At 63.5% G+C, this 25,171-nt stretch carries 27 protein-coding genes; 22 read left to right on the top strand and 5 right to left on the bottom strand.

Annotated features, from left to right (window positions below; genetic code table 11):
* The first annotated feature begins 24 nt into the window (after positions 1-24).
* Genes LHFGNBLO_RS18580 through LHFGNBLO_RS18590 form a run of 3 tightly spaced genes read left to right on the top strand, consistent with a single transcriptional unit; the run spans position 25 to position 2,648 of the window.
* Positions 25-1,017, top strand: coding sequence for an ABC transporter permease (locus LHFGNBLO_RS18580; RefSeq protein WP_258600621.1), 993 nt, complete (start codon positions 25-27; stop codon positions 1,015-1,017).
* Positions 1,014-1,790 carry an ATP-binding cassette domain-containing protein gene (locus LHFGNBLO_RS18585; RefSeq protein WP_258600622.1) on the top strand — a complete coding sequence of 259 codons (777 nt, stop codon included), beginning with the start codon at positions 1,014-1,016 and terminating at the stop codon, positions 1,788-1,790. Before LHFGNBLO_RS18580 ends, LHFGNBLO_RS18585 begins: the two co-directional genes overlap by 4 nt.
* 3 nt (positions 1,791-1,793) lie before the next feature.
* Entirely contained in the window at positions 1,794-2,648 is an 855-nt protein-coding gene (locus tag LHFGNBLO_RS18590; RefSeq protein WP_258600623.1) for a sugar phosphate isomerase/epimerase family protein, read from the top strand.
* Positions 2,649-2,709: 61 nt separating this feature from the next.
* On the opposite strand, the gene pcaQ is transcribed toward LHFGNBLO_RS18590, so the two are convergent.
* A complete protein-coding gene (gene pcaQ, locus LHFGNBLO_RS18595) occupies positions 2,710-3,627 on the bottom strand; it encodes a pca operon transcription factor PcaQ (protein ID WP_258600624.1) in 918 nt (305 codons plus the stop codon).
* A gap of 93 nt (positions 3,628-3,720) precedes the next feature.
* On the opposite strand from pcaQ, the gene pcaD reads away from it, so the two are divergent.
* The 11 genes from pcaD to LHFGNBLO_RS18650 all read left to right on the top strand — a co-directional run bounded on the left by pcaD (position 3,721) and on the right by LHFGNBLO_RS18650 (position 13,246).
* Positions 3,721-4,533: a 3-oxoadipate enol-lactonase gene (gene pcaD / locus LHFGNBLO_RS18600; protein WP_258600625.1), complete on the top strand. Its 813-nt coding sequence runs from the start codon at positions 3,721-3,723 to the stop codon at positions 4,531-4,533.
* On the top strand, positions 4,526-4,939 hold the full coding sequence (gene pcaC, locus LHFGNBLO_RS18605) for a 4-carboxymuconolactone decarboxylase (protein WP_258600626.1): 414 nt from the start codon (positions 4,526-4,528) through the stop codon (positions 4,937-4,939). The genes pcaD and pcaC overlap by 8 nt, the downstream gene beginning before the upstream one ends.
* Positions 4,923-5,684 carry a protocatechuate 3,4-dioxygenase subunit beta gene (gene pcaH, locus LHFGNBLO_RS18610; protein WP_258600628.1) on the top strand — a complete coding sequence of 254 codons (762 nt, stop codon included), beginning with the start codon at positions 4,923-4,925 and terminating at the stop codon, positions 5,682-5,684. Before pcaC ends, pcaH begins: the two co-directional genes overlap by 17 nt.
* Positions 5,684-6,298 carry a protocatechuate 3,4-dioxygenase subunit alpha gene (gene pcaG / locus LHFGNBLO_RS18615; protein ID WP_258600629.1) on the top strand — a complete coding sequence of 205 codons (615 nt, stop codon included), beginning with the start codon at positions 5,684-5,686 and terminating at the stop codon, positions 6,296-6,298. Before pcaH ends, pcaG begins: the two co-directional genes overlap by 1 nt.
* A gap of 11 nt (positions 6,299-6,309) precedes the next feature.
* Entirely contained in the window at positions 6,310-7,362 is a 1,053-nt protein-coding gene (locus LHFGNBLO_RS18620; protein WP_258600630.1) for a 3-carboxy-cis,cis-muconate cycloisomerase, read from the top strand.
* Positions 7,363-8,535 carry a 4-hydroxybenzoate 3-monooxygenase gene (pobA, locus tag LHFGNBLO_RS18625; protein WP_258600632.1) on the top strand — a complete coding sequence of 391 codons (1,173 nt, stop codon included), beginning with the start codon at positions 7,363-7,365 and terminating at the stop codon, positions 8,533-8,535.
* 157 nt (positions 8,536-8,692) lie between these two features.
* Positions 8,693-9,865: an ABC transporter substrate-binding protein gene (locus LHFGNBLO_RS18630; RefSeq protein ID WP_258600633.1), complete on the top strand. Its 1,173-nt coding sequence runs from the start codon at positions 8,693-8,695 to the stop codon at positions 9,863-9,865.
* A 55-nt stretch (positions 9,866-9,920) separates the two neighbouring features.
* Positions 9,921-10,784, top strand: a complete 864-nt coding sequence (locus LHFGNBLO_RS18635) for a branched-chain amino acid ABC transporter permease (RefSeq protein WP_258600635.1) — start codon at positions 9,921-9,923, stop codon at positions 10,782-10,784.
* The gene (locus LHFGNBLO_RS18640) at positions 10,784-11,788 is read left to right on the top strand and encodes a branched-chain amino acid ABC transporter permease (protein ID WP_258609805.1); all 1,005 of its coding nucleotides are present in this window, start codon (positions 10,784-10,786) and stop codon (positions 11,786-11,788) included. Before LHFGNBLO_RS18635 ends, LHFGNBLO_RS18640 begins: the two co-directional genes overlap by 1 nt.
* Positions 11,785-12,549 (top strand): ABC transporter ATP-binding protein, encoded by a 765-nt coding sequence (locus tag LHFGNBLO_RS18645; protein ID WP_258600636.1) that lies wholly within the window; start codon positions 11,785-11,787, stop codon positions 12,547-12,549. The genes LHFGNBLO_RS18640 and LHFGNBLO_RS18645 overlap by 4 nt, the downstream gene beginning before the upstream one ends.
* Entirely contained in the window at positions 12,530-13,246 is a 717-nt protein-coding gene (locus tag LHFGNBLO_RS18650; RefSeq protein ID WP_258600638.1) for an ABC transporter ATP-binding protein, read from the top strand. Before LHFGNBLO_RS18645 ends, LHFGNBLO_RS18650 begins: the two co-directional genes overlap by 20 nt.
* Before the next feature lie 90 nt (positions 13,247-13,336).
* Here the strand turns inward: LHFGNBLO_RS18650 and pcaF are convergent, their stop codons facing one another.
* The 3 genes from pcaF to LHFGNBLO_RS18665 are packed head-to-tail and all read right to left on the bottom strand — an operon-like array spanning position 13,337 to position 16,200.
* Positions 13,337-14,542 (bottom strand): 3-oxoadipyl-CoA thiolase, encoded by a 1,206-nt coding sequence (gene pcaF / locus LHFGNBLO_RS18655; protein ID WP_258600639.1) that lies wholly within the window; start codon positions 14,540-14,542, stop codon positions 13,337-13,339.
* A complete protein-coding gene (locus tag LHFGNBLO_RS18660) occupies positions 14,543-15,346 on the bottom strand; it encodes a CoA-transferase subunit beta (RefSeq protein WP_258600640.1) in 804 nt (267 codons plus the stop codon). It abuts the gene before it with no gap.
* Complete coding sequence (locus LHFGNBLO_RS18665; protein ID WP_258600641.1) at positions 15,343-16,200, bottom strand: CoA transferase subunit A; 858 nt, start codon at positions 16,198-16,200, stop codon at positions 15,343-15,345. The genes LHFGNBLO_RS18660 and LHFGNBLO_RS18665 overlap by 4 nt, the downstream gene beginning before the upstream one ends.
* A 118-nt stretch (positions 16,201-16,318) precedes the next feature.
* Here LHFGNBLO_RS18665 and LHFGNBLO_RS18670 point away from each other — a divergent pair, with 118 nt between their 5' ends.
* Entirely contained in the window at positions 16,319-17,089 is a 771-nt protein-coding gene (locus LHFGNBLO_RS18670) for an IclR family transcriptional regulator C-terminal domain-containing protein (RefSeq protein ID WP_258600643.1), read from the top strand.
* Positions 17,090-17,108: 19 nt separating this feature from the next.
* On the opposite strand, the gene LHFGNBLO_RS18675 is transcribed toward LHFGNBLO_RS18670, so the two are convergent.
* Positions 17,109-18,179 carry a siderophore-interacting protein gene (locus LHFGNBLO_RS18675; RefSeq protein ID WP_258600645.1) on the bottom strand — a complete coding sequence of 357 codons (1,071 nt, stop codon included), beginning with the start codon at positions 18,177-18,179 and terminating at the stop codon, positions 17,109-17,111.
* Between the two features lie 261 nt (positions 18,180-18,440).
* Here LHFGNBLO_RS18675 and LHFGNBLO_RS18680 point away from each other — a divergent pair, with 261 nt between their 5' ends.
* The 7 genes from LHFGNBLO_RS18680 (at position 18,441) to LHFGNBLO_RS18710 (ending at position 25,143) form a co-directional block, all read left to right on the top strand.
* Entirely contained in the window at positions 18,441-19,166 is a 726-nt protein-coding gene (locus LHFGNBLO_RS18680) for a GntR family transcriptional regulator (RefSeq protein ID WP_258600647.1), read from the top strand.
* Between the two features lie 2 nt (positions 19,167-19,168).
* A complete protein-coding gene (locus LHFGNBLO_RS18685; RefSeq protein ID WP_258600651.1) occupies positions 19,169-20,206 on the top strand; it encodes an ADP-ribosylglycohydrolase family protein in 1,038 nt (345 codons plus the stop codon).
* Positions 20,203-21,168 (top strand): PfkB family carbohydrate kinase, encoded by a 966-nt coding sequence (locus LHFGNBLO_RS18690; RefSeq protein WP_258600652.1) that lies wholly within the window; start codon positions 20,203-20,205, stop codon positions 21,166-21,168. The genes LHFGNBLO_RS18685 and LHFGNBLO_RS18690 overlap by 4 nt, the downstream gene beginning before the upstream one ends.
* Before the next feature lie 48 nt (positions 21,169-21,216).
* On the top strand, positions 21,217-22,278 hold the full coding sequence (locus tag LHFGNBLO_RS18695; protein WP_258600653.1) for an ABC transporter substrate-binding protein: 1,062 nt from the start codon (positions 21,217-21,219) through the stop codon (positions 22,276-22,278).
* 143 nt (positions 22,279-22,421) lie between these two features.
* Positions 22,422-23,291, top strand: coding sequence for an ABC transporter permease (locus LHFGNBLO_RS18700; protein ID WP_258600654.1), 870 nt, complete (start codon positions 22,422-22,424; stop codon positions 23,289-23,291).
* Entirely contained in the window at positions 23,291-24,079 is a 789-nt protein-coding gene (locus LHFGNBLO_RS18705; protein ID WP_258600655.1) for an ABC transporter permease, read from the top strand. The genes LHFGNBLO_RS18700 and LHFGNBLO_RS18705 overlap by 1 nt, the downstream gene beginning before the upstream one ends.
* Positions 24,079-25,143, top strand: a complete 1,065-nt coding sequence (locus LHFGNBLO_RS18710) for an ABC transporter ATP-binding protein (RefSeq protein WP_258600657.1) — start codon at positions 24,079-24,081, stop codon at positions 25,141-25,143. Before LHFGNBLO_RS18705 ends, LHFGNBLO_RS18710 begins: the two co-directional genes overlap by 1 nt.
* Positions 25,144-25,171: the final 28 nt, after the last annotated feature.

Here is a 25,171-nt window from a genome sequence, read left to right on the forward strand (position 1 = left end):
ACTTTTCCCGAGAAGTGAGGCAATATGGCTTCTGAAATGGCGCAGCCCGGTTTCTGGGCTCGGGTGCAGCGTGCATCCGTCGAACGGCTCCACATAAGGCTGGAATCGCTGGTCGTTCTGCTGGCGCTGAGCGCGGTGATGGCGGTGCTGTCGCCGTACTTCCTGTCGCTCAGCAATTTTCTCAACATCCTTTTGGCGACGTCGACGATCGGCGTGCTGGCGATCGCCGCCACGTTCGTCATCGGTTCCGGCGGCCTTGACCTCTCGCTCGGCTCGGTCATGGGGCTGGCCGGCGTGGCCGGCGCCTTCGTTGCCGTCAACCTTGGCTGGCCTTCGGTGTTCGCCGTCATTGCCTGCATACTCGCCGGTGGCATCGCCGGCAACATCAATGGCCAACTGGTCACTCGTGCCTTCGTACCCGCCTTTATCGTCACGCTTGGCATGCTTGGTCTGGCGCGTGGCCTGGCGCTGGTGATCTCGGAAGGCAGGGCGATCTACGGACTGCCCGCAGCGATTATCTATATCGGCCAGGGCCGACCACTGGGCATTCCAATGCCGGTCATCCTGCTCGTGCTCACGGCTGTTGTGGCGCATTGCGTGCTCGCCTACACGCGCTTCGGCCGCCACACGCTGGCGCTCGGCGACAGCGAGGGCGCGGCGCGCGCGGCAGGCATCCGCGTCGAATACCATCGCCGCATCATCTACACTCTGTCCGGTGCACTGGCTGGTCTTGCCGGGTTGCTGTTCACGGCCCGCGTCAACGCCGGCGACCCGACCGCGGGCATCAACTACGAGCTGACCGCCATTACGGCCGCGATCATCGGTGGCACCAACCTGTTCGGCGGGCGCGCCTCGATCCTGGGCACGATGATCGGCGCGCTGATCATGGGTGTGCTGCAGAACGGACTGACGCTGCTCGCCGTGCAATCCTACTATCAGCAGATGGCGATCGGCGCCGTGCTGATCCTGGCGGTATTCATCGACCAGTATCAGGTGCGCAAGGAGTCACGCGTATGACCCTGCTCACCCTCCACGGCATCCGCAAGAGTTTTGGCGCGGTCGATGTGCTGCATGGCGTCGACCTCTCGGTCGAGGCGGGCGAAGTGGTCGGCCTCGTCGGCGACAACGGCGCCGGCAAGTCGACGCTGATGAAGACCATCACCGGCATCTACCGTGCCGATTCCGGATCGATCGAACTCAACGGCAAGGACATTCTGCCTCTTGATCCCGGCCAGCGGCGCGAACTCGGCATCGAGATGATCTACCAGGATCTGTCGCTGGCCAAGCAACAGGATGTGGCGAGCAACATCTTCCTCGGCCGTGAGCCGACCAGGAAACTGTTCGGCCTGTTGCCGGGCTTCGTCGACAAGGCCGAGATGGACCGGCAGGCGGCAAAGATGATCGAGCGGCTCGGGGCGCATCTGCCCTCGATCAACCGCTCGGTCGGGTCGTTCTCGGGCGGTCAGCAGCAGACGGTGGCGATCGCCCGGGCGCTCACCTTCAACCCCAAGCTGGTGATCATGGACGAGCCGACAGCGGCACTTGCCGTGCGCGAGGTGCAGAGCGTGCTCGACCTGATCCGGCGGCTGAAGTCGGAAGGCATCGCCGTCATCCTCATCTCGCACCGGCTGAACGACGTGCTTTCGGTCACCGACCGCATCGTTGTGCTGCGTCACGGCCGGGCCGAGGCAGACCTGATCACCGCCAAGACCAACATGAACGAAGTCGTCAGCCGCATCGTCGGCGGCGGCGATGTCAGTGCTGCCGCGGCGCACGAACAAAGAGGCTGATCGATGAACACCTTTGGACTGCACACTTTCGCCGTCGCCCCGGTCTGGGATCTTGACCTGATCGAGCCGCAGATGGAGCGGCTGAAGGCGCTGGGCATTGGCCTGCTGGAGATCCCGCTGCTCAGACCCGAAGAGATCGACACCAAGCGCACGCGCGCCTTCGCCGAACGTCAGGGCGTCGAGCTGATCCCGTCGCTCGGCCTGCCCCGGACGCTCGACGTGGTCGAGCGGCCGGACGAGGCGTTGGCGTTTCTTGAGCCGGCCTTCAAAGTTTGCAACGAGGTTGGCGCCAAAGCGCTCGGCGGTGTCACCTACGGCACGATCGGCAAGACGTCAGGTCGAGCGCCGACAGCTGGAGAAATCGACGGCATGTGCCGTTTCCTTGTGCGCGCCGCGAAAGCTGCGAAGGCGCATGGGCTGAAGCTCGGCATCGAGCCCTGCAATCGCTACGAGACGCATCTGATCAACCGCGGCATCGATGCGACGCGGATTATCGAGCGCGTCGGCGCCGACAACATCTTCATCCACCTCGACACCTATCACATGCATATAGAGGAGGAGAGCTTTGCCGCCGGCTTTGCGGCAGCCGCACCCTTCCTCGGCTATGTCCATGTCTCGGAGGCCAATCGCGGCGTGCCGGGGCGCGGCATGCTCAACTGGGCGGCTTGCATGCAGGCGATCGCCGCCATCGGCTACACCGGCGCCATCACGCTCGAAAGCATGAACCATGTCGATGTCGACATTGCCGGCGGGCTGGCAGTGTGGCGGCCGGTGGCGGACAATCCGAGCGACGTCATCGAGGTCGGGTTGCCATTCCTGCGCGAGGAAGCGCGCAAGGCCGGGCTGACGCTGGGGTGAGAGGCCGGTGCATCTAGTCGCCGATCGTCGGGCCGTTGATGCAGATCGAGGCTAGGGTGACTCAGGCGTTTTGGCTGGCCGCCTCGCGGATGGTTTGCAGCAGGATGGAGAAGGCCGGCGAGGGGGCGATGTCTGTACGCATGGTCAGGCCGACCGGCCCCTTGGTTTCCTCGGTGTTGACCGGCAAAGCGACGAACGCGCCGCTGCTGATTTCGTTGGCGACGACGCCGGCCGAAATGATCCAGACGGCGTCGCTCTGGCGCATGAAGGCACGGCCGAAGGAATCCGAGACGGTTTCGATCTCCGTTGCCGGCGCCGTCATGCCATTGGTGATGAACAAGCGGTCGACAAAGGGACGGATGACCGATTCCCGTGTTGGCATCAGCACCGGAAACTCGTCGAGCCGTGCGAACACGTCCTGGCCCGGCTGCAGCAACGGGTGGCCCGAGCGCACCACGAACAACACCTGTTCCGAATAAAGATGCTCGAAGAAGAAGCCGGTCATGTTTTCGGGTGCGGCAAGCCGCCCGACGACGAGGTCGAGTGCGCCGACACGCAATTGTTCGAGCAGCACCGCATTCTCGCCGGTGACGATCTTGATCGCAGCCCCGGTGTTCTCCTTGAGGAACAGGCTCATGGCGAGCGGCATCACCCGCGCCGACACCGTAGGCAGTGCGCCGATGCGGATCGGGTGGCGGTTGACTGCCCCGTCCTGCCTGACGGAATCGACGCCGCGTTTCAGCGCTGTTATCGCCGTGCCGGCATGGGCAAGGAAGATTTCACCGAGGCGTGTCACCCGGATGCCGCGCCCGTCGCGTTCGACCACCGCGACACCGAGCGCCTCTTCCAGTTCACGCAACGTCTTGGTCACCGCCGGCGCGCTGACATGCAGAAAATCGGCCGCCCTGGCTACACTTCTCTGGCGCGCGACTTCGAGGAACGCCTGGAGATGCCGGAACCGGATGCGGCTTTCAACCATGGTTCTCATAACCCCTGAGTTAATGAAACGGCGCAAAATATCATTTTACCGAACCAAACGCCTAGTGCAAAGTGGAGATGGAGGATTGAAATCGTGCCATTCGTCAAAATTGGCGGCATCACGCTGCACCATCGCCACATCCAGGCGAGCGGCAATGCGCGCCCCATCGTGTTCATCAATTCGCTCGGCACCGACTTCCGGATCTGGGATGCGGTTTCATCTGAATTGAGCGCGGAAATGCCCATGCTCTTCTACGACAAGCGCGGTCACGGGCTCTCCGATATTGGCAACGGCATCCGCTCGATCGACGATCACGTCGACGATTTGTCAGGCCTCATCGATCATTTCGGATACCGCAAGGTCGTTCTGTGCGGTCTGTCAGTCGGTGGCGTGATCGCGCAAGGGATGTATGCGCGGCGTCCCGAAATCGTCGAAGCCCTGATCCTGTGCGATACGGTCCACAAGATCGGTACGGCCGACAGTTGGAAGGCGCGCATCGAAGCGGTTGAGCGCAAGGGCATCCAGGCTGTGACCGAAGCTATACTCGCAATTTGGTTCACGCCGGCCTTCCATTCCGCACGTTCGGCCGAGCTTGCCGGCTATCGCAACATGCTGACCAGGCAAGCGCTCGCCGGTTATGTCGGGACCTGCGCAGCGCTTAGTGACGCGGATTTTACCGACATCGCCCGTCGCATAGCCGTGCCCACGCTTTGCGTGGTCGGCGACCAGGATGGTTCGACGCCACCCGATCTCGTCCGCTCACTGGCCGACCTTATTCCTGGTGCGCGCTTCGAGATCATCCGCAGCGCCGGACACATTCCTTGCGTCGAGCAGCCCGAGGCGCTCACCGCCCTGATCCGCGATTTTGTCGCGTCGCTTCCTCACGGAGCAGAAACCCATGGATAAGGCCCCCGGCAACGCAGACAGATATCGGACCGGACTGGCGGTCAGGCGGTCCGTACTTGGCGATCCGCATGTCGATCGGGCCGAGGTTGCTGCGACCGATTTCGACCAGCCTTTCCAGCAACTGATTACCGAGGCGGCCTGGGGAACCGTATGGGCGCGACCTGGCTTGTCCAAGCGCGAGCGCTCGATCGTCACGCTGGCGCTGCTGGCCGCACTCGGCCATGATGAGGAGGTCGCCATGCATGTGCGCGCCACCGCCAACACCGGCGCCTCGCGCGACGATATCTGCGAAGCGTTCTTGCATGTCGCGATCTATGCCGGCGTGCCGGCGGCCAACCGCGCCTTCAAGATCGCCAAGGAGGTGTTTTCGGAAATGGACGGAAGCAAGAATGTCCAGGCCCGCTGAGTCCGGCTCCAATCGGACGCCGGAAACCGGCGCCTTCTTCCAGCGCGACCGGACATGGCATCCGCCGGCATTGACGCCGGGCTACAAGAGTTCGGTGCTGCGCTCGCCGCAGAAGGCGCTGCTGTCATTCGACAACACGCTGTCGGAGATATCAGGTCCGGTGTTCGGCCACGCCATGCTCGGTGAACTGGATGACGACCTGATCCACAATTTCGCCAAGCCGGGCGAGAGCGCCATCGGCGAGCGCATCATCGTCTACGGACGGGTGCTCGACGAGCGCGGCTTGGGCGTTCCCGGTGTGCTGCTCGAATTCTGGCAGGCCAATGCCGGTGGCCGCTACCGCCACAAGAAGGACGGCTATCTGGCGGCGCTCGATCCGAATTTCGGCGGCTGCGGCCGCTCCATCACCGGCGAGGACGGCAGCTATGCCTTTCGCACGGTCAGGCCCGGGCCCTATCCCTGGCCGAATGGCCCCAATGACTGGCGCCCCGCGCACATCCACTTCTCGGTGTTCGGCCACGGCTTCGCGCAGCGGCTGATCACGCAGATGTATTTCGAAGGCGACCCGCTGATCTGGAGATGCCCGATCGTGCGCGGCATTGCCGACAAGGCGGCCGTAGAAGCGCTGATTGCCATGCTCGACATGCAGGCGACGGTCCCGATGGACGCGCGCGCCTACAAGTTCGACATCGTGCTGCGCGGACGGCGCTCGACGCTGTTTGAAAACAGGCCGGAGGGCAATTGATGGCGCAGTCGCTCGGCCGGCTCAGGGAAAGTCCCTCGCAGACCGCCGGACCTTATGTGCATATCGGGCTGACGCCGAATTTCTGCGGCATCGGTGGCGTCTACGCCAGCGATCTAGGCGCTGCGTTGGTCAACGAGAAGACCAGGGGCGAGCGGATCAGCCTGCGCATTCGGGTGCTGGACGGCACCGACACGCCGCTCAGGGACGCGCTGATCGAGATCTGGCAAGCGGATGCGGACGGTCTCTACAATTCGCCGGCCGAAATGCGCGGCGCTGCCGATCCGAACTTTTTCGGCTGGGGCCGCTGCCCGACCGACATGGACACCGGCCTGTGCCTGTTCGAAACGATCAAGCCTGGCCGCGTGCCGTTCAGGGATGGGCGCCTGATGGCGCCGCATATCAGCCTCTGGATTGTCGCCCGCGGCATCAATATCGGTCTGCACACGCGGCTTTATTTTTCCGACGAGGCCAAGGCCAATGCCGAGGACCCGATCCTGGCGCGCATCGAACACCGCGTTCGTGTGCCGACGCTGGTCGCCGAGCGCGAGGGCGACGCTTACGTCTTCGACGTCCACCTCCAGGGCGACAAGGAGACGGTCTTCTTCGACAGCTGACCGGCACAGACATGACCGTATCGCCCTTCGACCATCCGCTGCTTTCCAGCCTTCTCGGCGACGAGGAAGCCGCACGACATTTTTCCGTCGATGCGGAGATTGCCGCGATGCTGGCCTTTGAACGCGCGTTGGCGGAAGCGGAGGCCGAAAACGGGCTGATCGCCAAGGACGCGGCGGCGGCGATCCTATCGACCCTTTCCTCGTTCAGGCCGGATACGGCCAGGCTTCGGGCCGCCGTAGCGAAGGACGGAGTCATGGTTCCTGAGCTGGTGCGCCAGATCCGGGCTGCGGTCGGCGAGCCGCATAGCCAGAACATTCATTTCGGCGCTACCAGCCAGGATGTGATCGACACCGCACTGGTGCTTCGGCTGAAACGGGTCATCGAACATCTCGATCTGCTTTTGACTGAAAACATCGTGCGGTTTGCAGCGCTCGACGAGCGCTTCGGGGGCAGGGCGCTGACCGGAATGACACGCATGCAGCCGGCGATCCCGATCAAGGTGTCGGATCGCGTCAAGGCGTGGCGTGTGCCGCTGCAACGGCACCAGCAAAGACTGTCGGAACAATCCCCGCGTCTGCTCGTCGTGCAGTTCGGTGGTGCCGCCGGCACACTGGAGAAGCTTGGCAAGAAAGGGGACGTCGTCCGCGCGACGCTCGCCACCAGGCTTGGCCTTGGCGATGCACCGCAATGGCATAGCCAGCGCGATACGCTGGCAGACTTCGCCGGTTGGCTGTCATTGGTGACCGGCAGTCTCGGCAAGTTCGGGCAAGACATCGCGCTGATGGCGCAAGGCGGCACGGAGATCGAACTTTCCGGCAGCGGCGGCTCGTCGGCCATGCCGCACAAGCGCAATCCGGTAAAGGCCGAGGCGCTGGTGGCGCTTGCCCGCTTCAATGCCACGCAGCTCTCCGGCATGCATCAGGCCGTGCTGCATGAGCAGGAGCGCTCGGGCGCGGCCTGGACGCTCGAATGGCTGCTGCTGCCGCAGATGGTCGTGGCGACGGCCGCCTCGCTACGGCTCGCCGCCGAACTGGCCGCGCAGATCGAAAATCTGGGACACTGAATGCGCACGCAGGTTGTTATCATTGGTTCGGGACCGTCCGGCCTGCTGCTCGGGCAGCTACTGGCCGGCATCGGCGTCGAGACGGTCATCCTCGAGCGGTCGAGCCGCGAGCATGTGCTTGGCCGCGTGCGCGCTGGCGTGCTTGAGCAAGGCACTGTCGAATTGCTTGAGCAGGCGGGTGCGGCAGCAAGGCTTCACGCAGAGGGGCTGCCGCATGCCGGCATCTCGCTCGCCTTCGACGGCCGCCTGCATCGCATCGACCTGACGGCATTGACCGGCGGCAGGCACGTCACCGTCTATGGCCAGACCGAAGTGACGCATGATCTGATGGACAAGCGCGAAGCGGCGGGGCTCGTCACCGTCTACGAGGCGTCTGATGTCGCGCTGCACGGCTTCGACGGCGCATCTCCCTTCGTCACCTATGAGAAGGACGGCGCCACCCATCGCATCGATTGCGACTTTATTGCCGGCTGCGACGGCTATCATGGCGTCAGCCGCAAATCGGTGCCCGAGGGCGCGATCAAGACATTCGAGCGCCAGTACCCGTTCGGCTGGCTCGGCGTACTTGCCGAAGTGCCGCCGGCCGATCACGAACTGGTCTACGCCAATCACAATAGGGGCTTCGCCCTTTGCTCGATGCGATCGACGCACCGCAGCCGCTACTATGTGCAATGTACGCTCGACGATCATGTCGAGGCGTGGTCGGACGACCGCTTCTGGGACGAACTGCGCCGCCGCTTGCCGCCGCAGACGGCCGCCTCGGTGGTCTCCGGGCCATCCTTCGAAAAATCGATCGCGCCGCTGCGGTCTTTCGTTGCCGAGCCGCTGCGTTTCGGCAGGTTGTTTCTTGTGGGGGATGCCGCCCACATCGTACCGCCGACCGGGGCCAAGGGTCTCAACCTCGCTGCCAGTGACGTGCGCTATCTCTTTGCCGGGCTTCGCGAATTCTATCTGGAGAGGTCACAGGCAGGGCTCGATGCCTATTCAGCCAAGGCGCTGGCGCGGGTCTGGAAGGCCGTGCGTTTTTCCTGGTGGATGACGACGATGCTGCACCGCTTTCCCGACACCGGCGAATTCGGCCAACGGATCCAGGAAGCAGAACTCGACTATCTCGTGCATTCGCAGGCCGCGTCGACCGCACTCGCCGAGAACTATGTCGGCCTGCCCTACTGAACTGGTTTCGCTATCGACCTCTGGTACGTAGCCTATTGGTTAGCAATCCCGCGTTTCTTTTCATTTTACATAACCGTTTGCAGATGAGACTAAAAGCAATGCGGCTTGGTATGGCGCGGCCCGGGAGGTTGAGCCGGCCGCTTCTGGTGGAGGAAACATGAAAACGCTTCTCTTGGCCGCGACGGCGGCCCTCGCGCTTTGCGGCTCAGCCTATGCCGACACGATCAAGGTCGGCGTCGTCGGGCCATTTTCCGGTCCATTCGCCATCCAGGGCAAGAATTTCAAGGCCGGGATCGACGCCTATATGGCGCTCAACGGCAGCAAGGTCGGCGACGACGACATCGAGATCATCTATCGCGACGTGCCGACGCCTGACCCGGCGCAGGCGAAGGCCCTGGCGCAGGAACTCGTCGTCAGGGAAGGCGTTCAATATCTCACCGGCTTCTACTTCACGCCTGACGCGATGGCGGTCACGCCACTGCTCGAACAGGCCAATGTACCGCTGGTCATCATGAACGCCGCCACCTCGGCGATCGTCACGAAAAGCCCGCTCGTCGTGCGCACCTCGTTCACGCTGTGGCAGACTTCGGCGCCGATGGCGAAAGTCGCCTCCGAACGCGGCGTCAAGAAGGTCATCACCGTGGTCAGCGACTATGGTCCGGGCGTCGATTCCGAGACCGCCTTCAAGAAGACGTTCGAAGCAGCGGGTGGCGCGGTCGTCGATTCGATCCGCATGCCGCTGTCGACCAATGATTTCAGCCCAATCATGCAGCGCGTAAAGGATTCCGGCGCGGAGGCCGTATTCGCCTTCCTGCCCTCGGGTCCAACGACGCTTGGCTTCGTCAAAGCCTACAACGAGAACGGGTTGAAGGAGGCCGGGATCCAGTTTCTGGCGCCGGGCGATCTGACCCAGGAATCCGACCTGCCGGCGCTCGGCGATGCAGCGATCGGCCTCACCACCACCTTCCATTATGCGGTTTCGCACGACTCGCCCGAAAACAAGACATTCGTGGAGGCCGCACGCAAAGCCATCGGCAATCCCGCTGAACTGTCCTTCCCCGCGGTCGGCGCCTATGACGGCATGCATGTCATCTACAAGATGATCGAGGCCACAGGCGGCAAGCAGGACGCCCAGAAAGCCGTCGACGCGGTCAAGGGTCTGGCCTGGGAAAGCCCACGCGGTCCAGTGTCGATCGATGCGGAGAGCCGCCACATCACGCAGAACATCTATCTGCGCGAAGTCGTCAAAGCCGAGGACGGGACCTACTACAACAAGGAAATCGCGACTTTCGAGAAGCAGACCGATCCGGGTCTGGCGGCTCTGAAGTAGGCTTTCCGCCACCATCGTCCGAAAGACGGTTTTCGCGCGATTACCGGGCAGGACCATGCAGACCATTTTCAGCGTTGCAGTCGACGCGCTTGCCTATGGCATGGTGCTGTTCGTCATCTCGATCGGCCTCTCCGTGACCATGGGGTTGATGCGCGTCGTCAATCTCGCGCATGGCGCTTTCGCCATGATCGGCGGCTACATTGCCTCCTATGCGGCAAGCGATCTCGGCGTCGGCTATGGCGTCGCGATCCTGATCGCCGTTGTTGGCACGATCGTCATCGCGATCCCCATAGAACGGCTTCTCTATCGCCGCATCTACGGCGCGCCGGAACTGACGCAGGTGCTGATGACGATCGGCATTACTTTCTGCGTGATCGGCATTGCGAACTACGTTTTCGGGCCCACGCTAAAGACGATACCGCTGCCCGAGACGCTGCGCGGCCCGATCGACCTCGGCTTCCGTTCCATCGCCGCGCACAGGCTGTTTGCCATCGCCTGCGGCGGCGTCGTTGCCGCTGCCTTGTGGTTCCTGATCGAAAAGACGCCCTTCGGCGTCAAGGTCAGAGCCTCCGTCGACAATGCGGCCATGGCCGCCGCCCTCGGCGTTAGAACCAGGATCATCTATGCGGTCAGCTTTGCGATTGCGGTCGGGCTGGCGGCGTTCGGCGGCATTGTCGGGGCGGAACTGCTGCCCATAGAACCTTACTACGCGCTGCGCTACATGGTGACGTTTCTGGTCGTGGTGTCGATCGGCGGTGCCGGCTCGATTCCCGGTGCGCTGCTGGCATGCCTCGTGCTTGGCGGCATCGATACGACCGGCCGCTATCTCGTTCCCGAATACGGCGAATTCTTCTTCTATCTGGCGGTGATCGCGATCGTCTGGATATTCCCGCGCGGCTTGCTTGGAAGGGCGAAATGATGGCGGTGGTCGACACGCAATCCGCTGTGCGGCCTGCTGCCCGGAGCTCGAACTGGTTGCGGGATTTGACCGGCATCGCAGTCATCCTGGGCATCGCCGCCATCGGCTATTTGCTGTTCCCGAACAATCTGGCGCTGCTGACGCGCATTCTGGCAGTCGCGCTGCTGGTGCTTTCGCTCGATCTGGTGACTGGTTTTTGCGGCGTTGCCACGCTCGGGCATGCTGCACTCTTCGGCGCCGGCGCCTATGCGGCCGGCATGGCCGCCGCCCACTGGGACATCAGCGATCCGATGGCGATGGTCGTTGTCGGCGCCATCGGCGGCGCGGCGGCAGGTTTGCTCTCAGGCGCTGTCATCCTGCGCGGACACGGCCTGTCGCAGCTCGTGCTCTCGATCGCCGTCATCCATCTCTTCCACGAGGCGGCCAACAAGGCCTCGACCTATACCGGGGGCAGCGACGGCCTGGCCGGCATTTCGCCCGATCCGCTGTTTGGCCTGTTCGCTTTCGACCTCTGGGGGCGCACTGCCTACGGTTTCGGCGTGGTGCTGCTCGTCATCGTCTTCATCCTGCTGCGCATTCTGGTCCGTTCGCCCTTCGGCATGCTCTGCCGCGGCATCAGGGAAGATCCGGTGCGGGTACGCGCGATGGGCGCCTCGGTGCGCGGCACTCTGGTCAAGATGTATGTCATCTCCGGCGCGGTGGCCGGCGTCGGCGGTGCACTCAACGCCATCTCCACGCAAGTGGTCGGGCTCGACAGTTTGAGCTTCACAACCTCCGCCGAGGCGCTGGTCATGCTCGTGCTCGGCGGCACGGGTTCGCTTTACGGCGCCTTGCTCGGAACCGCCGCCTTCATGTGGTTCGAGGATGTCGTTTCGGCCGCCAATCCATTCCACTGGCTGACGATGGTCGGCACGTTGCTGATCGCGGTGGTGCTGTTTGCGCCGCGTGGCCTGTTTGGCACCGCCGCTTTCGTCTTTGATCGCATGCGGGAGCGGCGTCGATGAGCCCGGTCTTTCAAGTCGAGCGCCTGCGAAAATCTTTTGGCGGGCTGGCCGTCACGCAGGACGTCTCGATCGCGATGGAGCCCGGCGATCGCGTCGCGCTGATCGGACCCAACGGCGCGGGCAAGACCACTTTCGTCAATCTCGTGGTCGGACATCTTGCCCCCGATTCAGGCAAGGTCATGCTCGCCGGATCGGACGTGACCGCGCTCGACCCGATCCGCCGCGTCCGTCAGGGTTTGGTGCGGTCCTTCCAGGTCACGCGGCTGTTTTCCGACATGACGCCGCAAGAGCATGTCGCGCTGGCGATCCTGCAGCGAACCGGACGGTCGGGCCGCGTTTTTGGCCATTTCCAGGCCATGCCCGAAGTGATGGAGGAGATCCGCGCGCTTTTCGATACGCTCGGCCTCATTCCAGTCGAGACCCGCAAGGTCAGCGAGATCGCCTATGGCCAGCAGCGCCTTCTGGAGATCGCGTTGGCATTGGCCCTCAAGCCGAAAGTGCTGTTGCTTGACGAGCCGGCGGCTGGGGTTCCGCAAAGCGACACGCCGCGCATAGAAGCGGCACTTGCCGGCCTGCCGTCCGATCTCGCCGTATTGATGATCGAGCACGACATGGACCTCGTCTTCCGCTTCGCCAAACGCGTCATCGTCCTTGCCGCCGGCGCCGTCATCTTCGACGGTTCGCCGCAGGATGTGACGAAAGACGCCCGTGTTCGCGAGGTCTATCTGGGAAATTATGCCAATGACCGCAGCGCTGCTTGACGTCGCCGGCCTCTGCGCTGGCTATGGCCCGACTCGGATCCTGGAGAACGTCAGCTTCTCCGTGCCGGCCGGTTCGCGGCTTGCCGTGCTTGGACGCAATGGCATGGGCAAGACGACCCTGCTTGCCACCATCGCCGGACAGACCAGGCGCTATGGCGGCGCGATCAAGCTAGGCGGTACGGAGATCACCCATCTGGAAAGCTCGTCTCGCGCAAGAAGCGGGCTCGGATACGTGCCCCAGGCGCGCTGCATCTTTGCGTCGCTGACGGTCGAGGAAAACCTGTTCGTCGGGTTGAAGGACAGGGAACGGTCGGCAATAGACGAGGCCTATCAGATGTTTCCACGCCTCAAGGAGCGGCGCAGGAATCTCGGCTCACAGCTTTCGGGCGGCGAGCAGCAGATGCTGTCCACGGCACGAACCATTTTGGGCCGACCGAGCGTGCTTCTGCTCGACGAACCACTGGAGGGGCTGGCGCCGGTTATCTGCGAGGAATTGATGGCGGTCTTTTCGAAACTGGCGTCTGGTGGTGAGATGACGGTGATCCTGGTGGAGCAGCGCATCCAGAGCGCGCTCGACTTCGCTGATCATGCGATCATTCTCGAGCGTGGCCGGATTGCCTGGTCCGGCACGCCGGCAGAGCTTGCCGGCCAGCCGGAGGTGGTCGAGCGCCTGCTCGGCGTGGGCGGACTTCACTGAAACGACGGCGTTTTACCGCGAAAACTTTCAGTCTTTGTTTTTGTGCATGTCGTTGTCCAAAAACCGCTGCACACTTTTGGGCGACATGCACTAGACGCGCTCGAGCGCCACCGCGATGCCCTGGCCGACGCCGATGCACATGGTGGCGAGTGCGTATCTGGCGCTGCGTTCGCGAAGCTCCAGTGCTGCCGTGCCGGTGATGCGCGCGCCCGACATGCCGAGTGGATGGCCGAGCGCGATGGCGCCGCCATTCGGGTTGACGTGCTCCGCGTCCTCGGCAATGCCGAGTTGGCGAAGCACGGCGATGCCCTGGGAGGCAAAGGCTTCGTTGAGCTCGATGACATCGAACTGTTGCGGTGTCAGGCCGAGCCGCGCGCACAGTTTTTTCGTCGCCGGCGCCGGGCCGATGCCCATGATGCGTGGCGCCACGCCGGCCGCCGCACCACCGAGGATGCGGGCGATCGGCGTCAGGCCGTATTTCTTCACGGCAGCCTCCGAGGCGACGATGAGGGCCGCCGCACCGTCATTGACGCCTGAGGCATTGCCGGCGGTGACGGTGCCGCCCTGCCGGAAGGGCGTCGGCAATTTCGCCAGGGACTCGACCGTGGTGCCGGCGCGCGGATGCTCATCTTTGGAGACGACAACGGGATCGCCCTTGCGTTGCGGGATCGTCACCGGGGTGATCTCCTTCGCCAGCCGGCCATTGGCTTGGGCGGCGACAGCCTTGTCCTGGCTGCGCACGGCAAAGGCATCCTGGTCGGCGCGCGAGACGGAAAAATCCTCGGCGACGTTCTCGCCGGTTTCCGGCATCGAATCGACGCCATACTGCTTCTTCATCAGCGGGTTGACGAAACGCCAGCCGATGGTGGTGTCATAGATTTCGGCGTTGCGCGAGAAGGCGGTGTCGGCTTTCGGCATGACGAAAGGCGCGCGGCTCATCGATTCGACGCCGCCGGCAATCATCAGCTCCGCTTCGCCGGATTTGATGGCGCGTGCGGCGATGATAATGGCATCCATGCCGGAGCCGCACAGGCGATTGACGGTCGAGCCGGAGACATCCTTGGGCAGGCCGGCCAGCAGCAGGGACATGCGCGCCACATTGCGGTTGTCCTCGCCGGCCTGGTTGGCGCAGCCATAGACGACGTCGTCGATCGCCGCCCAGTCGATGCCGGGATTGCGCTCGACCAGCGCCCTCAGCGGTACGGCACCGAGGTCGTCGGCCCGCACCGAGGACAACGAACCGCCGAAGCGGCCGATCGGCGTGCGGATGTAGTCGCAGATATAGGCCTCGGCCATCTATGCAGCTTTCTCTTTTCGGGTTCCCTCATGCGCCGCCTTGGTGCGAGCCTGCAGGTCGCGCAGCGTCTTCAACTCGAGTTCGCTCGGCACTGGTGTTTCGTCAAGCGTGCCGGCGAATTTCACCGTCCAACCGCAGGTCGCCTGCACCTGCTCGCGGGACACGCCGGGATGCAGCGACACCACGGTGAATTCCTTGGTCGCCGGATCAGGCTTCCAGATGGCGAGGTCGGTGATCAGCAGCGTCGGGCCTGCCGTGTCGATGCCGAGGCGTTTTCGATGATCGCCGCCTTCGCCATGGCCGAACGAGGTGAAGAAGTCGATCTTTTCGACCATGCCGCGCTTCGTCTGCGCCATGGTGATGTAGATTTCCTTCGACGAGGTGGCGATCTCCGGAGCACCGCCGCCACCCGGCAGCCGGGTCTTGGGCGCAAAATAGTCGCCGATGACCGTGGTGTTGATGTTGCCGAACTTGTCGAGCTGGGCAGCGCCGAGGAAGCCGATCGAGATGCGGCCGCCTTGCAGCCAGTAGCGGAACATTTCCGGCACCGAGACGGTGGTGACGGCAGTGTCGCAGAGATCGCCGTCGCCGATCGACAGCGGCAGCACATCGGGCGCGGTGCCGATGGTCCCGCTTTCATAGATCAGCGTGATGTCGGGCGCGTGTGTCAGCCGCGCGACATTGCAGGCGGCAGACGGCGCACCGATGCCGACGAAGCAGACATCGTCGTTCTTCAGCGCCCGGCTGGCTGCGATCGTCATCATCTCGTTGGGGGTGAAACCCAGGGTTTGACCGTCGCTCATGCCGCTGTCCTCAGATGCTCGACGCGGGCGGCGAAATCTTCCGCCGTCTTGTCGAAGACGTTCTTCTGGATCCACTCTTGAAACCTGTCGCGGTCGGCGGCGATTTCGTCCCATTCGAGATAGGCGGCATTGTCCCTGATATAGTAGCCATGCGCATAGGATGGATGCGAGCCGCCCGGCACGACCGATATGGCGGTGACTGTCCAGCTCGGCAGCACGGTCAAATTGGGATGCAGGTCTTCGAAACTGTCGACCACTTCCTCGACCGTCACCACGGCACGCCTGGCGGCAAGAACAGCTTCCTTCTGGATGCCGATGATGCCTTCGACCAGCACGTTGCCTTTCCTGTCGGCCTTCTGGGCATGGATGAAGGTGACGTCGGGACGGATGGCAGGAATGGCGGCGAGCACCTCGCCGGTGAACGGACAGGTGATCGATTTGATGTTCGGGTTGACCGCCGCCAGGCCGGCGCCGCGATAGCCGCGGAACACGGCGCAAGGCAGGCCGGCAGCACCCGCCTCATAGGCATTGGCCATGCCGGCATGGCTATGTTCCTCGATCTCGATCTTGCGCGGAAAGCTGTTCTCGATGGCGTCGCGGGCGCGCCGCAACAGTCCGACACCGGGATTGCCGACATAGGAGAAGATCATTTTCCTGGCCATGCCCATGCCGATCATCTGGTCGTAGATCAGGTCGGGGGTCATGCGGATCAGCGTCAGGTCGCGAAACCCCTGCCGGATCGCTTCATGCACCGCCGCCGTCGGGATGAGATGGGTGAAGCCCTCGAAGGCAACCGTATCGCCATCATGCAAATTCTCGGCCACGGCCTGGCTGAGCGGCAGGAATTTGACCATCGCAGGAACTCCAGCGTCCAAAAAAGTTCGTATTGCGAACATATGTTTTGTATGAGATACTTCTATGCCGAGCTTTGACGTCGAGTCAATGCTGAGACCATGATTTTCCGGAGGCTAAATGGACGAAGAGGGCACTTCGCGTGACCATGTCGGCTCGCTCGAACGCGGGCTTGCGGTCATGGAAATACTGGCCAGGCATCCCGCTGGCATGACGCTGACCGAAATGGCGGAAGAGGCGGGGCTGACCCGCGCCGGCGCCCGCCGGTTCCTGCTGACGCTGGCGGCCACCGGCTATGCGACGCAATCCGGACGGCTGTTTTCGCTGTCGCCACGTTTGCTGACTGTCGCCCGTACCTGGCTCGGCGGCGCCTCGCTGTGGACGTTCGCAGCACCCGTCATGCGCGAGGTTGCAGCACTTCTGAACGAAGCCTGTTCGGCTGCAGTGCTGTCCGGTGAAGACGTCGTCTATGTCGCGCGTGTTCCGGGTCGGCGCATCCTCAGCGTGTCACTCGATGTCGGAACAAGGCTGCCGGCGCATTGCACTTCGATGGGACGCATTCTGCTTTCAGGTCTCGCGCCCGACGAGTTGGAAGCATTTCTCGGCCAGGCCAAGATCGAGAGACGAACGCCGAAGACGATCACCGACAGGCGATCGCTTGCCGCAGCCATCGCCAAGGCAAGGGCGGATGGCTTCGCCATCGTCGACGAAGAACTGGAACTCGGCCTGCGCTCGATCGCCGTGCCGATCACCGACCGTACCGGAGGAACCGTGGCGGCGATCAATGTTTCGACCCAGTCGGCGCGCTTTTCGATAGCAGAAATGGAGAGGGAAATATTGCCTGCTCTGCTCGGCGCGAAACGGCGCATCGAGGATTTCTTCTTCGTTTGACGGGCTCTGCCAGAACAGATCAACCGGCCATCAGTCCCGCCGCGCCGCGTCGCCAATAGGCTGCTGCCAGCGTCTCGTCGCGGCCGAGCGCCAAACTACCACGCCAGTGTTCGCGAACGATCTTGGCGGCGGCTGCTTCCGCGGCGAACCAGCCGAAGGCAGAACCAGTCTGCGGCCATGCCACAGAGCGCACGGCATCGGCCAGCCGGCCGTCTTCGCCTGCCGGCACGCCGTCTCTCACCAGCCAGTGCAGCTCGATGCCGGTGGCGTTGTCGATGGGCTGCCGTTCGGCATCGTCGGCGATCTCGACGAACGCAACGCCTTTGGTCTCGGCGGGTAATGTTTCGAGCAGCCGCGCCAGTGCCGGCAGGCCGGTTTCGTCGGCGCCCATCAGATACCATGATGCCTGCCGCACCGGGCGGCCGACCGGGCCCATGATGCCGATTTTCATACCTGACGCAGCCTGCATGGCCCAGGCGGAACCGACGCTGTCGCCGGGATGGATGAGGAAATCGACGTCGACAAAGCCCTTGTCCACGTCCAGCTTGCGGATGGTGTAGACGCGCGCCACCGGGCGCCTGTCATCCGACGGCCAGACCGGCAAGCCGTTGCTGCCGAGCACCGGCCAGAGCGGATCGGGCACCTGCTTGGTCGGGAACAGCATGCGGATGTGCATGCCGCCGAATTTCGCGAAGCGCGTGAGATCTTCGCCGGCGAGGCGGATGCGGCGCATATGCCGGGTCAGGTCTGTGACATGGGTCACCACCATCTCGCGAAACTGGGCGAGGCGGGTCTCGTCGGCAAGATCGCCGGTCCAGACGATCTCGGGGTTTTCGTCCCTGGCATAGACCTCGACGGCGGTGGCGAGCAGGTCCTTGATGCGGGCGAGGCCGTCGCGGTCGGCGGCATTGGCCCGCATCACCAGCCGGTCCATGTCGAAGGAGGCGCGGCCGAAGGCGAAGCGGAAGTCGAGCCGCTGCCCGTCTTGCTCGGCATCGGCCTCGAAGCTTTGCAGCCTGTCGCTGATACGGTCCATGTAGTCGGGCAGATGCCGCAGATTCAGGCGCGCCTCGCAGGCCAGTTCGCTCACCAATGCCTCTCCCACTCTCAGCCTCCGATCCTGCCGATCAGGGCCGCCTTGAAGGTCCGGCCCTTGCCTTGTTCCGTCGCCGCTGTTGATGCACCGGGGTCAAGCTACATATTAAAACATGATTACATCAGTCAACTTTAAACTTGTAGGCGACGACCGTGACCGAAGGCTCCGGGGAGGGGCGAAGCAGCTCGCAATTGACGTCACTGCGGATCTCAGCTATTGAACAGGACTGAACAGGTATATTGAACAGGTATCAATATGAAGCGTCGTGCGGCTCTGTTGTCTCCCGGAACGGGTAAGCCCGAACAGATCGCGACCGTTCTCGAGCAGGAAATCCGTTCCGGCGTGCTCGGCTTCGGCGACCGCCTGCAGAGCGAGAACGAACTCGTCCAGCGCTTTTCCGTCAGCCGCAACACAGTCCGTAAGGGCCTTGAAGAACTGTCCAGCCGCGGGCTGATCACCACCAAGGTCGGCATCGGTTCCTTCGTCACCTTCGACGGCATGCCGGTCGACGACAGCATCGGCTGGTCGCGCGCACTGGCCAATGCCGGCGCCAACGCCCAGACGCGCACCCTGCGGCTCGAGGTCATAGAGGATGCCGATCTCGCCGCGCGGCTAGGCATCGAAAGCCCGTTTTTCATCGCCGTCGACCGGGTGCGAACCAACGCCGATGACGGCCATGCCATCTCCATCGAGCGCAGCCGTCTACCGCTGTCACCGGAATTGGAAGATGTGCCGCTGCGCGGCCTGCGCGAAGGGTCCTTGCACCAGACGCTGCGCGACGCCGGGCTCGTGCCGGACCACGGCGAGGAGTGGGTCGAAATCGAGATGCTGAATGCCGAGGACGCCGAGATCTTGTCCTGTCCGCTGGGCACGCCTTTCCTGCGCGGCCGCAGGCTGACGCGCGCCGCCGACGGACGGCCGATCGAGTATGTCACCAGCCTGCTCAACCCGGCGCATTTCGCGCTGCATATGGAATTCTAGGGATGTCGGACACCGCTTCCGCCGCGATGATCGACCGGGCGATGGGCGCACTCATCGGCGGGGCGATCGGCGACGCCCTAGGCATGCCGACGCAGCTTTTGTCGCCGGCGCGCATCGCCGAACTCTACGGTCGTGTCGAGGATTTCGTCGCCCCGGTCGCCGACCATCCGGTGTCGAAAGGCATGGCTGCCGGCACTATCACCGACGACACAGAACAGGCGCTGCTGCTCGGCCGCATTCTCGTCGAGTCTGGTGACCGCTTCGACCATAGGCGCTGGGTCAACGCGCTGCTCGACTGGGAGCGCGACGTCAAGGCGCGTGGCAGCTACGATCTCCTGGGACCATCGACCAAGCGCGCCATCGACGCCATCAATGACGGCGTGCCGGCCGAGGAGGCGGGAAGCGGCGGCGACACCAATGGCGCGGCCATGCGCATCGCGCCGGTCGGCATCATGATGCCGCTGGAGCCGCTCGATGTGCTGATCGCCAAGGTGGCGGAAACCTGCCGTGCCACGCACAACACCTCGATCGCCATCGCTTCGGCGGCCGCTGTTGCCGCTGCCGTCAGTTGCGGCGTTGCCGGCGGCGACTGGCGGGCTGCTTCGGACCAAGCCGTCCTGGCGGCGAAGCGCGGCGGGGCCCTCGGTCACTGGACCACTGGCGGCGATATTGCTGCGCGCATCGAGTGGGCGAGAGGCCTCGTCCGCGGCAAGTCCGTCACCGACGGTGTCAGGCTGATCGTCGATCTCGTCGGCACCGGCGTCGCCAGCCAGGAATCGGTTCCGGCGGCCTTCGCAGTATTGGAAATCGCCAGTGGCGACCCGTGGCAAGCGGCCGTCATCAGCACCAATCTCGGCGGCGACACCGACACGATCGGTGCCATCGCTGCCGGCATGGCCGGCGCCTGCATTGGCTTCTCACGCCTGCCGCAACAGCATATCGCAAGGCTCAAGGGCATCGACATATCGGAGGTTCGTGCGCTGGCCAGCGATCTCATCGCGCCGCGGCTGGCGAAGACCGGCAAGGACGCGGCGGCATGAGCGGGCGCCTCGTCCATATCGGCAGCGCCGTGGTCGACTACGTCTACCGTATCGACGCCTTGCCGTCGCCCGGCACTGAGAAGACCGCGTCGAGTTTTGCCCAGGTCGCCGGTGGCGGCTTCAACATGATGGTGGCGGCCAGCCGCACCGGCATGCAGGTCGTGTTCGGCGGCCAGCTGGGTAGCGGACCGAATGGCGACTTTTTGCGCGCCGCCTTCGCTGCGGAAGGAATCGAGACGCTGACGCCGCCATCGCCGTTGATGGACAGTGGCAATTGCGTCGCCATGATCAGCAGCGATGCCGAACGCACCTTCGTCTCATGGCCCGGCGCCGAGAGCATCCTCAGCCTTGATATGATGGAACCGGTGTCGGTCACGACTGACGACCTCGTTTTCACCTCCGGCTACACGCTCAGCTATCCCGGCAGCCGCGACGCGCTCACCGACTGGATCGAGGCGCTGCCGGCAAACATTCCCTTCGTCTTCGACCCGACGCCGGTCATTTCGGACATTCAGCGCCCCATCCTTTCGCGGGTGCTGGCCCGCACGACATGGCTGAGCTGCAACACGAGCGAAGCGGCCGAGATCGCCGGTCCGGGCAATGTCGAGACCGTCGCGGCGCGGTTGTTGGCCGACCATTGCCCTGATGCTGCGGGCGTGGTCATCCGCGCGGGGGCAAAGGGCTGCTTCGTGCGGCTGGCCGACGGCACCGCTCAAACCATTCCCGGTTTCGAGGTCACCGCCATCGACACCAACGGCGCCGGCGACACCCATATCGGCGCTTTCGTCAGCGCGCTGTCGCGCGGCGTGCCGACATTCGAGGCGGCGCGATACGCCAATGCGGCGGCCGCACTATCGGTGACACGCCATGGCGGCTCGTCGGCACCGACCGGCCAAGAGATCCAGACATTCCTGAGCCATGCGCAGAGCGCGCAGGGCTGGAACCAGAAGGCCACAGTCTAACTGCCTGACAAGCCCGGAAACCGGGCAAACAAAGAGAGGAACAAAACCATGCGCATGCCTGAACTGACTGCTCTCTTGACGGCGACAGCCGTCTTCACTTCCGCACTTGCGTTTGCCGCCAGGGCCGACGAGGTGCATGTGCTCAACTGGAAGGGCTATGGCGCCGACGAGCCGTGGGCCATCGCAGCCTTCGAGAAGGCGACCGGCAACAAGGTCGTCAACGACTTCTTCAATTCCGAACAGGAGATGCTGACCAAGCTGAGGACCAATCCCGGTCTCTACGACGTCGTCATGATCAACGCCGCCTTCAACGACCAGGCGATGGCGGAAAAGCTGATCCAGCCGATCGACGTGTCGAAGCTGCCGAACTACGCCGACATCAGCCCGGACAAGTCAGGCTCGCCAATGCTCGACCATGACGGCAAGGTCTATGGCGTGCCGTGGGTGTGGGGTCTGACGGCGCTTGCCATCAACGAGAAATCCTTCGAGACGCCGCCGACCAGCATCACCGAAATGTGGAACGAGGCGCACAAGGGCCGCGTGGTCATTCGCGACGACGCCGTCGAAGCGGTGCAGTTCGGCGCTATCGCCACCGGCCAGAACATCAACGACATCAAGGATATGGATGCGGTCAAGACGAAGCTGACCTCGCTAATGCCGCAAATCAAGACGTTCTGGAGCTCGGAGAACGACTGGAACCAGATGGTGGCCTCCAACCAGATCGACATCGGCACCTATTGGAGTGGTTCGGCCGACCGCGCCAAGACGCAATTCAAGCTGCCGGTCTCGCTGGTCATTCCGCAGGAAGGCGCCGTCGGCTGGCTCGATGCCTTTTCCATTCCGGCCGGTTCCAAGAATGTCGCCGGCGCCGAAGCCTTCATCAACTACATGATCGACCCGACCTTCTACGTCGAATGGGTCACCAAGGTCGGCGCCCCGGTCTCGGCCAACACCAAGGCGGTCGCAGCTCTTCCGGAAGACGCTTTCAACCGCAAGGTGATGGGCGACCCGGAAGTTGCCAAGCGCATCCAGTTCCAGGCGCCGGTTACCGACAAACAGCGCGAGGCCTATCTGGCGCTGTGGCAGCAACTCAAGGTCGACGTGAAATAACTCGACGCGACTAAAGCATGATCCCGAAAAGTGGAATCCGGTTTTCGGAAAAGATCATGCTCAAACACTGAGACAGAGCCCCATCCCGATACCATCGGGATGAAATCGGCTCTAGCAAACGTCTTTCTGGGAGGAGGGACATCATGGCTGAACAGGTTGCGATCGGTTCGCGCAGTGGACTGAGATCGGCTCTGCCTCTGCTCCTCCCAGCCTATCTGTGGCTGACGGTGGCGATCTTCCTGCCGCTGTCGGCCATGGTCTTCTTCTCCTTCATGACCGAGCTGCCGCTGTCGGGGAAGGCGTGGGCATTCACGCTCGACAACTATGCCGCCTTCTTCTCGCAAGACCTCTATCTCACGCTGCTGCTGGCCTCGCTCAGGCTCGGCCTCGAGGTGACGCTGTGGTGCGTGGTCATCGGCTACCCCGCGGCCTATGTGCTGGCCAAGGTGCTCAAGGGGCGCAGCCGCGAGGCGATCTTCCTGCTGGTTATCCTGCCGTTCTGGTCGAACGGACTGGTGCGCATCTTCTCCTGGGCCATGGTGCTGCGCGAGGGTGGCATCCTCGATACGGCGCTCAACGCCGTGCTGCCGTTCAAGATCAACATCGACCTGATGTATTCCTACCCAGCTGTGATCATCGGGCTGGTGCATTCCTATGTGCCCTACATGGTGTTGACTTGTTATCTCACGCTGCAGGCGATCGACGACTCACTGATCGAGGCCGGGCGCTCACTCGGGGCTTCGCGGCTGCAGGTGCTGAAACGCATCATCATTCCGCTGTCCATGCCGGGGCTGGTGGCGGGCGCGGCACTGATCTTCGTGCCTGTCGTCGGTTCGTTCATGGAGCCACGCATCCTTGGCGGTCGCACCGGCACGTTCTACGGCACGGTCATTGAGGACCAGTTCGTCGCCGTGTTCAACTGGCCATTGGGTGCGGCCTTGTCCTTTATCCTGCTGGCCGTGGTTCTGGTCATCCTGGCGGTGGCCTCGCCGGTGCTCAGGAGGGCTGCGTGATGGCGACGACGCGTATCCTGGAATGGCTCGGCCGCATCTACATCTGGCTGCTGCTCGCTTTCCTCTATCTGCCCATCATCATCATGGCGCTGATGTCGTTCAACGTCTCGCCCTTCTACCAATTGCCGTTCGAGTGGACGACGGAGTGGTACACGTCGCTGTGGCAGAACGACCAGCTGATCGCAGCCACCTGGAACAGCGTCGAGATCGCCGTCATCACCACTATCATCTGCACCGTGCTCGGCTCGGCTGCGTCGCTGGCGCTTTATCGATATGAGTTTCGCGGCAAGAAATTCCTGCAGGCGCTGCTGTTTCCGCCGATCGCCATTCCGTGGCTGATCACCGGCACGGCGATGCTGATCTTCTTCTTCGGCGTCGGCATCGGTCGCGGGCTGCATGCGATTCTGCTCGGCCATGTCGCCTTGGCGCTGCCCTATGTCATCGTCGTGGTGTCGGCCCGGTTGCAGACTTTTGCGCCGGAACTGGAGGAGGCGGCGCGCTCGCTCGGCGCCAACCAGTGGCAAGTGACGCGGCGCGTGACGCTGCCGTGGATCATGCCCGGCGTCATCGCCGGCGGACTGTTCGCCTTCGCCGTCTCGTTCGACCAGTTCGTGGTGTCGTACTTCCTGTCGACGCCGGGACAGACGACGCTGCCGGTCGAGATCTACGCCGCGATCCGCAAGGGTTTCACGCCCGAGATCAACGCGGTCTCGACCATCATCATCGTCGTGTCGATGGCGCTGATGCTGCTTACGGCGCGGTTCTTCAAATTCGGCGGAGAGAAATAATGGCCGGCGTTCAGGTGTCGAACGTGTCGCGCAGTTTCGGGGCGCACAAAGCATTGGACGATGTCTCCATCGATTTCGCCGATGGTGGCTTCTATGCGCTGCTCGGGCCATCGGGCAGCGGCAAGACCACGCTACTGCGCCAGATCGCCGGCTTCGACTTTCCCGATTCAGGCCGCATCTTCATCGGCGGCGAAGGCGTCGAGCGGGTTCCGGTCGAAAAGCGGCGCATCGGCATGGTGTTCCAGAACTATGCGCTGTTTCCCAATATGAGTGTCGCCGACAATGTCGCCTTCGGCCTGTCGGTGCGCGGCGAGGCCAAGACGGTGATTGCCAGCGAAGTGCAGCGCGCGCTCGATCTCGTGCAGCTCGGCAAGCTCGGCGGCCGCCGGCCGCACCAATTGTCCGGTGGCCAGCGCCAGCGTGTTGCACTGGCGCGCGCTATCGTCACGAAACCGCGTGTGCTTTTGCTCGACGAGCCGCTGGGCGCGCTCGACAAGGCGCTGCGTGTCGACATGCAGATCGAGCTCAAGCGCATCCAGCGCGAGATCGGCATCACCACCATCTTCGTCACCCACGACCAGGAAGAGGCGCTGACGATGAGCGACCGCATCGGCATATTGCGCGACGGCAGGCTGGTGCAGGAAGGTCCGCCCGAGGAGATCTACGACAGCCCGAAGAGCGAGTTCGCCGCCACCTTCCTCGGCGACGCCAACATCTTTCGTGGCGATACCACCGGCATCGGCATTCGCTTGCCTGACGGCACGGCGATCGCTGCCGGTGCGGGCGCAAGGCTCGCTGCCGGCGCCAGGGCCAGCTGCGCCGTGCGGCCCGAACGCATCCACATCGCCACCGACGCCGGCACAACGGATGCGGCCAATGCCAACATGCTTAGGGGACAGGTCTCAAAGCGCATCTTCGCCGGCAACAACAGCACCTATTTCGTCGAGCGCGCCGGCCAGACGCTGAAGGTCATCGTCCAGAACACCGGCATCGAGCGGCTGGCCGAGGGCCAGGAGGTGGTGCTGCGCTGGTCGCCGGAGAGCACGGTGCTGATCGCGGGGTAACAGGCTCAGCCTGCCGGAAACGATCAAC

Source organism: Mesorhizobium sp. AR10, assembly GCF_024746795.1.
GTDB lineage: Bacteria > Pseudomonadota > Alphaproteobacteria > Rhizobiales > Rhizobiaceae > Mesorhizobium.

Coding starts and splice junctions, on each gene's coding strand:
- pcaG (WP_258600629.1), top strand. CDS start 5,684: ATGGCGCAGTCGCTCGGCCGGCTCAGGGAAAGTCCCTCGCAGACCGCC.
- LHFGNBLO_RS18700 (WP_258600654.1), top strand. CDS start 22,422: ATGGCTGAACAGGTTGCGATCGGTTCGCGCAGTGGACTGAGATCGGCT.
- LHFGNBLO_RS18645 (WP_258600636.1), top strand. CDS start 11,785: ATGAGCCCGGTCTTTCAAGTCGAGCGCCTGCGAAAATCTTTTGGCGGG.
- pcaC (WP_258600626.1), top strand. CDS start 4,526: ATGGATAAGGCCCCCGGCAACGCAGACAGATATCGGACCGGACTGGCG.
- pcaQ (WP_258600624.1), bottom strand. CDS start 3,627: ATGGTTGAAAGCCGCATCCGGTTCCGGCATCTCCAGGCGTTCCTCGAA.
- LHFGNBLO_RS18640 (WP_258609805.1), top strand. CDS start 10,784: ATGGCGGTGGTCGACACGCAATCCGCTGTGCGGCCTGCTGCCCGGAGC.
- LHFGNBLO_RS18620 (WP_258600630.1), top strand. CDS start 6,310: ATGACCGTATCGCCCTTCGACCATCCGCTGCTTTCCAGCCTTCTCGGC.
- LHFGNBLO_RS18635 (WP_258600635.1), top strand. CDS start 9,921: ATGCAGACCATTTTCAGCGTTGCAGTCGACGCGCTTGCCTATGGCATG.
- LHFGNBLO_RS18705 (WP_258600655.1), top strand. CDS start 23,291: ATGGCGACGACGCGTATCCTGGAATGGCTCGGCCGCATCTACATCTGG.
- pcaF (WP_258600639.1), bottom strand. CDS start 14,542: ATGGCCGAGGCCTATATCTGCGACTACATCCGCACGCCGATCGGCCGC.
- pcaH (WP_258600628.1), top strand. CDS start 4,923: ATGTCCAGGCCCGCTGAGTCCGGCTCCAATCGGACGCCGGAAACCGGC.
- LHFGNBLO_RS18695 (WP_258600653.1), top strand. CDS start 21,217: ATGCGCATGCCTGAACTGACTGCTCTCTTGACGGCGACAGCCGTCTTC.
- LHFGNBLO_RS18590 (WP_258600623.1), top strand. CDS start 1,794: ATGAACACCTTTGGACTGCACACTTTCGCCGTCGCCCCGGTCTGGGAT.
- LHFGNBLO_RS18660 (WP_258600640.1), bottom strand. CDS start 15,346: ATGAGCGACGGTCAAACCCTGGGTTTCACCCCCAACGAGATGATGACG.
- pobA (WP_258600632.1), top strand. CDS start 7,363: ATGCGCACGCAGGTTGTTATCATTGGTTCGGGACCGTCCGGCCTGCTG.
- LHFGNBLO_RS18580 (WP_258600621.1), top strand. CDS start 25: ATGGCTTCTGAAATGGCGCAGCCCGGTTTCTGGGCTCGGGTGCAGCGT.
- LHFGNBLO_RS18670 (WP_258600643.1), top strand. CDS start 16,319: ATGGACGAAGAGGGCACTTCGCGTGACCATGTCGGCTCGCTCGAACGC.
- LHFGNBLO_RS18585 (WP_258600622.1), top strand. CDS start 1,014: ATGACCCTGCTCACCCTCCACGGCATCCGCAAGAGTTTTGGCGCGGTC.
- LHFGNBLO_RS18680 (WP_258600647.1), top strand. CDS start 18,441: ATGAAGCGTCGTGCGGCTCTGTTGTCTCCCGGAACGGGTAAGCCCGAA.
- LHFGNBLO_RS18630 (WP_258600633.1), top strand. CDS start 8,693: ATGAAAACGCTTCTCTTGGCCGCGACGGCGGCCCTCGCGCTTTGCGGC.
- LHFGNBLO_RS18685 (WP_258600651.1), top strand. CDS start 19,169: ATGTCGGACACCGCTTCCGCCGCGATGATCGACCGGGCGATGGGCGCA.
- LHFGNBLO_RS18690 (WP_258600652.1), top strand. CDS start 20,203: ATGAGCGGGCGCCTCGTCCATATCGGCAGCGCCGTGGTCGACTACGTC.
- LHFGNBLO_RS18665 (WP_258600641.1), bottom strand. CDS start 16,200: ATGGTCAAATTCCTGCCGCTCAGCCAGGCCGTGGCCGAGAATTTGCAT.
- LHFGNBLO_RS18650 (WP_258600638.1), top strand. CDS start 12,530: ATGACCGCAGCGCTGCTTGACGTCGCCGGCCTCTGCGCTGGCTATGGC.
- LHFGNBLO_RS18710 (WP_258600657.1), top strand. CDS start 24,079: ATGGCCGGCGTTCAGGTGTCGAACGTGTCGCGCAGTTTCGGGGCGCAC.